The following is a 5,514-nucleotide window of genomic DNA, read 5'->3' as shown; positions in this document are numbered from 1 at the left end:
AGCGAATGTCACATGGTGGGTTCCGTCTCTGTCCGATTTGTTGGAAGTAGCTCATTCATCCAATCGTCTGTTGAAATCTGGCTTGTTGGCAATTGACATCCCCCAAGGCAGCGCCGCAGATTAACGCCAGTCTTCGGAGATGAAACTTCTGTACCGCCTTGCTCGACGGCTCTGGCGATCAGGAATGCCCTTCTACCGCCCAGGAATGGAGAGGGAGGACCATGAGCAAGTCGATCAGATTGAAACACGTGCCCGGCCGTTACGGAGTTGCACGTCTTGCGCCCGATGCGCCAATTCCTGAATGTCTCGCCGGAGACGGATTTGCGGTCCTCGTGCGAGCGGACGACGAGACGACCATAGTCTGTGCTTTTGAAAGAATTCCTGAGGAAATTGAGGTAGACGGACCTTGGGACTGCCTTCGCAGTATCGGACCATTCGCTTTTGATGCCACGGGACCGTTCAGTCAATGGTCAACCCGCTGAGTGATTCCGGCATGGGAGTCTTCGTGCTTTGCACCTTTGATGGTGAACATCTTCTGGTTTCCGAAGGTGATGCAAGCAAGGCCGTCGCGATGCTGACTGAGGCCGGGCATGTCTTTCAAGCATGACCTGCTATCCGCTCGCATCTCATTTGCAAGCTCACCGGAGGATTATGGCGATCGGTTCCGCCCGGCGATCACCTGACAAAAATCAGACTGACTTGAGGCTGCCAAAATGACCGAGATTCGTCTCGCCGAAGGATCCGAGGATGCAGCCCGAGACCGTATTCTGGCGGTTCTTGATAGACACGCCAATGTGATCGGGAAATCTTTTGCATCCGAGAAGCTTTTCTACGAGGCTCATGAAAATGGTGAGTATCTTGGCGGCCTTTCCGCCCGCTTCGCGCTCGATCTCAAATGGGTGTTTGTCGAGCTTCTGGCTGTGGCAAAAGCGGGGCGTGGCAAAGGCATCGGGACGCAGCTGATGGCGCGCATGGAAGAAGAGGCACGCCTGCGAGGTATGCAAGGTATCTGGCTGGACACCTATTCGTTTCAAGCGCCAGAATTCTACAAGTGCCTGGGGTTCAGTGAGTTTGGTCGGATCGATGGCTATCCCGAAGACGGCGCTCGTCATTTCTTTATGAAGCGGCTTTGACTTCAAAAGTTTTTCTAGCTGTAGGTTGCGGGTAAAGTGCTATTCCGTATTGGCCTTCGCTCTAAATTAACGTCAGGCTAAAAAGCTAGCTCCCCGGAAATTTTGAAGACAGACAGCTTTGATCTGCAAAGCTGATACACAGGCGAGAGGAGCAATCAGTCCTCTATTAAGGCGAAGCCGATACTGAAAACGAAGACCAGCTAAGGCAGAAATGCTGCGGACGGCTTGTAAGAACGCTGTACAGGCGAGACCCCGTCAGGTTCTCGCCCGCGGCCAATGCACAGGATTGGCGACCTAGAGTCTGCGGTATCGCATATCAGGGGATCAGCGAGACGAAGCTCACCCCCGAGGATCTGGCTGCTGTCGAGACAGCTCCCGCAGGATCTTCGGTCCCCGCCTCGTGCATCTCGACCTTCGACAGATCGATCAAGCCGCATTCGATCATTCGCCAGACCGACAATACGGTCTCTGTTCGATACATGCGCGAGCCTCGAATGGTCAGGCGCCAGCGTAAAACCTCACCGTACGGGATTGGCACGTCCAGGCGCACGCCTCCCATGAGAACCAGAGTGCCTTCATGGATTGGAGACCGGAGAGGACTGCACTGTCTGCACTGCCCATGGCGTCAATCACGACATGAAGTGCCCCGTCTGCGCTTATGTTTGCCGCATCGGCTTTCATGTCACTGGAAAGGTTCACCGCAATCACGCGCGTATCAAGACGAGACAGCCGGGCTAATGCTTCTTCATTCCGACTCATTGCGATGACACGCGATGCGCCGCGGGCGAGGGCCACAAGGACTGCTGCGCCGCCCATCTGTCCTGTTGCTCCAAGGATTGCGACAATGCCTCCCGGCTTTTGTCCGGATTGAATCACTCCATCGCCTGCGATCCCCAGCTACGTCAGAAGGGCAAGCCGACCGAGGTTCTGGTAGTGCGCCGCGCCTGGTAGCCGCGTGACCGTGCTCCGGAGCAACACCCCCTGCTGGGCCATCGTGCCATCCCGCAAACGCTCCCGCATGGCTTTCACTGCCTCACTTATCAGACCGCGTCCGCCGATCTCGCTCAAGCCCATCAGGACGTCTTCGGGATTGTCCGCATCGCCGCTCTCGACCAGCGCCTGCGCTTGCAACAGGCTGGCGAGGTGCGGGAGGATAACGAACGTGTCGTTATCGAACCAATTCAACGTGAGGAGGATAACCCTGCGGAACTGTTTGCCAGCATTACGTCCGAAAACATTCATAATGAAAGCGATTTCGGCATGCCAGTCGGCAAAGAAGTTCTCTGGGGGAAGATACGTTCCCGATGCCGGTGATACCGTTTGGCTGGAGTTCATCCCACATGCCGGACATGAGCAACCCGGACACGGTCCCGCCGTGGTGCTGTCGCCTGCAGCTTATAACCGCATCGGCCTCATGCTGTGCTACCGTGACGACGAAACGCAAAGGTACCCTTTCGAGGTTCCCATCGAAGACGTCCGCCAACGCGCTGTATTTAGCGGATCAGGTCAAATCTTTGGACTGGCGGGCTTGGCGAGCAAACGCCAAGGGTCGCGTTTCAACGGCCGAGCTTTCAGCTGTTCGAGCCAAGGCAAGAGCGCTCATCGGCCTATAGATTAACACGGCACTGTTGCAGAGCTCACTGTTTAAGCTCGATTTCCCCTTGCCTCATTATTCTCGCGTTACGCATTTGATCTAGGCGGTACCGGGTGCGTTGAAGCAGTTCATGAGGGCGACACGGATGTCGACTTTGACGGTTTGTTTGCCGTGGTCTCGCGAGGCGATCCGCTCGCCGAAGGATTTGAGACCTATACTATCCGGTGCCACCCAATCCATCCTTGGAACCGGCAGATAGACAGGATCACTAACGGGGGACTACACGGTTGTGCATGGTGACAGCAGTCCAGCGTGGATTTTCGTCCATCACATGGCGACGCGCCCCCCAGAATCCGTGGCGCCCCGGACCTGACACCTCTACGAATACGTTGAAGAACTCGCCGCCGATGTCGCGAAAGGCCGTCATGGCGCGGGTGTAAAGCGCGGCCATGTCTTCCGAGTAGTGGAACCGCTCCAGGAACGGTAACAGGGTGGCGTCCGCGTCCACGGTCGAATGGTGCGGGACAATATGGCTACCGCCCTCATACATGACCAAGGACAGACCTGCGGCATCAGCCGCGTCCTTCTGGTACTGCCACTGTCCTTGCAATCCGGTGATCTCATCTTCAAGCGCGGCGCGCATCTGCTGAAAGGCCAGCATTTCGCCCTGCTGCCGCCATGTCTGGATCTGGGCCGTGCCGTCCTCTGCACTCAAGCCATGACCAAAGTAGCCTGTTACGGCGTAGCAGTCGAAATGGTCCTTTGGAGCCTTACGGCCCGCCTGCATCGCGACCCACCGCGGCGCATCCAAGATGCCATACTCCAAACCTCGCCAAGCCGTGTGGGTGGTAATAACCTTCCTGTGGCGGCCCATTGTGCCCGCATACACGCCATCCAAAAGCATCGCCATCTCGGCAGATCTGCCGCCGTAGAACTGCATCCATCCGTCTTGGCCGATATGGTCAGGCCACAGTGCTTCTGCCTGCTGGTTCGCCCAGTGGGCCTGCTCGAACTGGAAGTTCCAGACTTCGTTTGAATACTCGTAATACGCGACCAGATCGTCCCGCAGGTTTGCCTGGATGTACTGCGCAAAGCGGATGATGTAGTCGTCCGTCGCGAGATGCGGGAAGCAGAACCAGCCGTCAACGCCCGCCTTGTTGCATAATGCCACCATGATCTCCACCGGCACCCCGAGGGACCAAGTGGCAGACGAGAGCTTTGGCCGATCAGCCCATGACGATAGCGGGCTGTTGTTCGTGCTCTGCCAATCCATGAAGCGGAACAGCCGAAAGTTTTCGATCAGCGCCAGCCACTCCGGGCGGAAGATCTCGCCTGCCTCGTAGGCCGCTCGATGTTTCAGATTGATGCATCGGATGTTGCGGACAGGCGTCGCAGTCACATCGACCAATACCATGCTTTCGCCAGTCGCTGTGTAATCGAACTCCACCCAACCAACACCTTGGTCAAGGTTTTGTCCGCCAGATACCGTTAGAGTTCCGGTTCCTTCCCATGTTACGCGATAGCGCCCGTTCAGGCTGGTATCATCGGCCGCAATCTGCGTGAGAATGATTGTGCCTACGCGGTTGGCGCTACTGGGGATCGACACTGGCCAGCTTTCCGCGTCGAGATGACCACCCGCGCGTAGGTCTTGATGAGAATGGGATTCCCATTCTTTTTCGGACCGCCCTTGCCACTCACGACTCTGCTTCATTATGTCAATGAAAGGCTGACTTGCTCCCCAATCTGCAATTCCAGCCATCCCGATAGCAACAGAGCCTTTTACAGGGCGGACAGGCTTAACAAGATTTGTCTGTATTATTGTATCAGGGGCAACAAGATCGGTCACCGGCAGCGCGAACAGATCCTTAGATCCAAATGCGGTGCCGGTTACATAACCTCCAACAACCAGCATTAACTCGCGTCGGGTTGGCATGGTGCATCCTCTCTGGATAATGTCCTGGCCTCAGATCTATTACATAAAAATATTTATATCTTAAAGTACTTCCGGGTCCTTATGGTCCGCTTCCCTGGCATCACGAAAGGATGGAGGAGGCAATGTACCTTTTCATGATGGCAATGCGCAGACAATTGCCTTAACAATTTCAGCATCCCGGAACCGCTAGCCTCTGCTCGTTGATGTTGAGATGCATCTTTCACATGATTGAAAGCAATTTTAAGCCTGTTGTGCGGGACCAACCCATATGCCAGTTTCCTCTGCCATTGACCTTTACCCTTGGCACGTTCGATCAGCGGCGGGTATAGGAACCTCGTTGGTTTATTTCATCTGCTATCTAAACTGCAAGAACTCGGCGCATCGACAGCCTCACAGCAAGCATCTGGAACACCATAAGCCCAAATATTCAATAACAGTACCTAAAGTCACATGCAGCCATAGATCCTGAACACCCATGACCTTCAATGAACATCTACTGAAGGAGGGGAAGCAGATCTGAACTAAGTATATCACCATGAAGGCCTGCCCTAATGCTGATAAATTCATTAAAATTCAGCTTTATTTTCCATAACAGCAGTACTAATAAATAAAATGATAGAGCCGATTGCAGCAAATAGCTTTTAAGGCATTAAATAACTAAATTTGAATTTCTTAAAAATATGAAGAAGCTCGGCAATTATGAATAACCCACCACTGAGCAAAACGAGGTGGGCCGGTGCACGTCGGTCAGCCAAGACAAGTTGCTCATTGATCAGGCCTCCTTGTCATCGGCGTTGTTGCGGAACTCCGGCCTGCCGGGGGATACGGGCGGTCGGGCCGGCAGGGCAAGCGTC

General features: G+C 54.8%; 6 protein-coding genes and 2 pseudogenes. 4 read left to right on the top strand and 4 right to left on the bottom strand.

Translation table 11 applies throughout. The annotated features are described in order from the left end of the window. Nucleotides 1-221: 221 nt before the first annotated feature. The 3 genes and pseudogenes from ACLHHB_RS16650 to ACLHHB_RS16640 all read left to right on the top strand — a co-directional run bounded on the left by ACLHHB_RS16650 (nucleotide 222) and on the right by ACLHHB_RS16640 (nucleotide 1,133). Nucleotides 222-482 carry a hypothetical protein gene (locus ACLHHB_RS16650; protein WP_410219399.1) on the top strand — a complete coding sequence of 87 codons (261 nt, stop codon included), beginning with the start codon at nucleotides 222-224 and terminating at the stop codon, nucleotides 480-482. Beyond that, nucleotides 464-607, top strand: a pseudogene (locus tag ACLHHB_RS16645) (ACT domain-containing protein); the annotation flags it as partial. The gene ACLHHB_RS16650 and the pseudogene ACLHHB_RS16645, both read left to right, overlap by 19 nt. A gap of 106 nt (nucleotides 608-713) precedes the next feature. Then, complete coding sequence (locus tag ACLHHB_RS16640) at nucleotides 714-1,133, top strand: GNAT family N-acetyltransferase (RefSeq protein ID WP_410219398.1); 420 nt, start codon at nucleotides 714-716, stop codon at nucleotides 1,131-1,133. Between the two features lie 316 nt (nucleotides 1,134-1,449). On the opposite strand, the gene ACLHHB_RS16635 is transcribed toward ACLHHB_RS16640, so the two are convergent. Then, on the bottom strand, nucleotides 1,450-1,614 hold the full coding sequence (locus ACLHHB_RS16635; protein WP_410219397.1) for a hypothetical protein: 165 nt from the start codon (nucleotides 1,612-1,614) through the stop codon (nucleotides 1,450-1,452). Between the two features lie 416 nt (nucleotides 1,615-2,030). Next, nucleotides 2,031-2,468 (bottom strand): hypothetical protein, encoded by a 438-nt coding sequence (locus ACLHHB_RS16630; protein ID WP_410219400.1) that lies wholly within the window; start codon nucleotides 2,466-2,468, stop codon nucleotides 2,031-2,033. On the opposite strand from ACLHHB_RS16630, the gene ACLHHB_RS16625 reads away from it, so the two are divergent. Then, complete coding sequence (locus ACLHHB_RS16625; RefSeq protein ID WP_410219396.1) at nucleotides 2,377-2,751, top strand: type II toxin-antitoxin system PemK/MazF family toxin; 375 nt, start codon at nucleotides 2,377-2,379, stop codon at nucleotides 2,749-2,751. The genes ACLHHB_RS16630 and ACLHHB_RS16625 overlap by 92 nt on opposite strands. A gap of 75 nt (nucleotides 2,752-2,826) precedes the next feature. On the opposite strand, the pseudogene ACLHHB_RS16620 reads toward ACLHHB_RS16625, so the two are convergent. Both ACLHHB_RS16620 and ACLHHB_RS16615 read right to left on the bottom strand, forming a co-directional pair. Beyond that, nucleotides 2,827-2,937 (bottom strand): annotated as a pseudogene (locus tag ACLHHB_RS16620) (IS5/IS1182 family transposase); the annotation flags it as partial. Nucleotides 2,938-2,995: 58 nt separating this feature from the next. Then, on the bottom strand, nucleotides 2,996-4,660 hold the full coding sequence (locus ACLHHB_RS16615; RefSeq protein ID WP_410219395.1) for a hypothetical protein: 1,665 nt from the start codon (nucleotides 4,658-4,660) through the stop codon (nucleotides 2,996-2,998). Nucleotides 4,661-5,514 lie beyond the last annotated feature (854 nt).

Source organism: Paracoccus sp. (in: a-proteobacteria), assembly GCF_046462195.1.
Classification (GTDB): Bacteria; Pseudomonadota; Alphaproteobacteria; order Rhodobacterales; family Rhodobacteraceae; genus Paracoccus.
Note: the sequence above shows the minus strand (reverse complement) of the source record. Positions and strands in the feature narration are given on the sequence as shown.

Bases quoted from the DNA above. Each gene is read 5' to 3' on its own strand.
- ACLHHB_RS16650 (WP_410219399.1), top strand. From the start codon at position 222: ATGAGCAAGTCGATCAGATTGAAACACGTGCCCGGCCGTTACGGAGTT.
- ACLHHB_RS16640 (WP_410219398.1), top strand. From the start codon at position 714: ATGACCGAGATTCGTCTCGCCGAAGGATCCGAGGATGCAGCCCGAGAC.
- ACLHHB_RS16635 (WP_410219397.1), bottom strand. From the start codon at position 1,614: ATGTATCGAACAGAGACCGTATTGTCGGTCTGGCGAATGATCGAATGC.
- ACLHHB_RS16625 (WP_410219396.1), top strand. From the start codon at position 2,377: ATGAAAGCGATTTCGGCATGCCAGTCGGCAAAGAAGTTCTCTGGGGGA.
- ACLHHB_RS16630 (WP_410219400.1), bottom strand. From the start codon at position 2,468: ATGAACTCCAGCCAAACGGTATCACCGGCATCGGGAACGTATCTTCCC.
- ACLHHB_RS16615 (WP_410219395.1), bottom strand. From the start codon at position 4,660: ATGCCAACCCGACGCGAGTTAATGCTGGTTGTTGGAGGTTATGTAACC.